The 1,914-nt window shown below is 70.6% G+C and carries 2 protein-coding genes; both read right to left on the bottom strand.

Going from position 1 to position 1,914, the window contains the following annotated elements; translation table 11 throughout:
* Positions 1–1,111 (bottom strand): TgpA N-terminal domain-containing protein (locus tag AC1DU6_RS29320; protein ID WP_477861492.1); only part of this gene is annotated, 1,111 nt, incomplete at its 3' end.
* Positions 1,108–1,914: DUF58 domain-containing protein (locus AC1DU6_RS29315; RefSeq protein ID WP_477861490.1), on the bottom strand; the 807-nt coding region annotated here is incomplete at its 5' end. The genes AC1DU6_RS29320 and AC1DU6_RS29315, both read right to left, overlap by 4 nt.

The raw sequence follows: 1,914 nt of genomic DNA, 5'->3' as shown, positions 1-1,914 counted from the left end.
AGGCACGGGTGCGCGGATTGAGACCGGCGGGCAGGTCGAGGTCGGTGGTCAGTTGCAGGCGGTTGCGGCGCTCCCCGGCCCGCCAGGCCGTGTGGGCGCTGGTTGCCACCCTCAGCCTCTCGGTGATGGGGCGTGGCGACAGCCATTGCAGCTCGGGCCCGCGCACGACGGTCAGGTCGGTCAGGTTCAGTTCGCTGCCGACGCCGCCTGGGCTCATCTCCAGCAGGGGCAGCACCGAGATACGCAGCGGCTCCAGCGTTATTTCATAGCGCAGCGCCGGGCCGGCCGTGGCCAGGTCGTCGCGGCCGCGCAACCAGCTCTGGCTGGAGCGGGAGTCATAGGCGCGCCAGGTCTTGCCGTCGAAGCGGGTCAGCACCGGGCCGCGGAAATAGCGCTGGTCGGGCGGCGGCAAGGCCCCCTCGAACTTCAGCCGCATCGCGATGCTCTCGTCGTTGGCGATCTCGTTCATCGCGCCGAACTCGAGCTGGTTGGACAGGCCCGTGCGGCCGATGGCTTCGGTCGGCACGCCCCACAGCGGCGCGATGCGCGGGAACAGCACGAAGAGCAGCACCATGACGGGCAGGCCMAGCGCCGTGGTGCCGGCAGCGTGCCTTGCCGCGATGCCGATGCTGGGGATGCCCGTGGGCATCTGCGCCAGCACGACGGCGGCCAGCAGCCCCCACAGCGAGGCCAGTGACCAGACCGCCATCAGCAGCGACTGCGAGTACAGGAACTGCGTCAGCACCAGGAAGAAGCCGAGGAAGAAGACGACGAAGGCATCGCGGCGCGCGCGCAGCTCCATGGTCTTGAGCGCCATCAGCATGACCAGCAGCGTGATGCCGGCCTCGCGGCCGATCAGCGTGCGAAAGGTCAGCCAGGTCAGGCCCGTGTAGACCGCGATGACGGCGGCCAGCCACCAGCGCCCAGGCAGCGGCCGCTGGCGCCAGGCCAGCGAGGCGCGCCAGGCCAGCACGACGGTGGTCAATGCGCTGCTCCACCAGGGCAGGTGGTCGGCATGCGGCGCGATGACGGCCGTGATGACGCCGAGCAGGAAGAAGCTGTCGCGCGCGTCACGCGGCAGGCGGGCCCACCAGGCAGCTAAACCATTCATGCGTCAAACCCCGCGAGGGCTTCGAGGCAAGCTTGGCGGTGGGTCGCCCCGAGGGAAGGCGTGAGGTCACGCCCCGCCATGCGCAAGCCATAGGGCTGGCCCAGGCGTTCAGCCGCCAGAACCCAGGCGGCCAGGCGCGACAGGCGTGCCTCGACATCGCGACCCTGGGTGTCACGCCAGTCCAGCCACAGGTCCTGCGCCAGCGGTGCTTCGGTTTCGCGCACCCAAAGCGGCAGGCCCTGGTCCAGCGCCAGCGCGGACTTGCGCCACAGGATCTGCTTCATCGAGTCGCCGCGGCGGTAGCTGCGCACGCCGGAGAAGTCGGTGCCGCTGGAGGACTGGCGTGTCGACGCGGCTTCGCCAGCGCCGGCCTCGGCCTGGGTGGGGAAGGGCGCCAGCACCTCCTCGGCCCGCGGGTAGACCCAGACCTTGGCTGCAGGCCGCCAATAGCTCCAGGCGCGGAAGAAGCCGAGCGGAAAGCGTGTCGTGACGATGAGGCGGGGCAGCTCGCGCAGGCCACGCTTGTCAGCCGGCAGGCGCAGTTTCAGCACCGCATGGCCCAGGGCCGGCACGTCGATCCAGGCCGGCTCGGTGGCGCCGCTGTCGAGCTGCGCGCTGACGGCGATGCCGAAGCGCGCGCTGCCCGGGTTGTGCAGGCGCAGCTCCAGCGCGTACTCGTCACCGGCGTGCACGCCCTCAGGCGCCTTCAGATCCATCTGCAGGCCGCGCAGGTTGGCGTGGGTGGTGTGCATGGACGCCAGGCCCGCGCCGGTCAGCGCAAAGGTCAGCGCGTAACCCAGACT

Source organism: Roseateles sp. P5_B10 (genome assembly GCF_056400485.1).
Note: the sequence above shows the minus strand (reverse complement) of the source record. Positions and strands in the feature narration are given on the sequence as shown.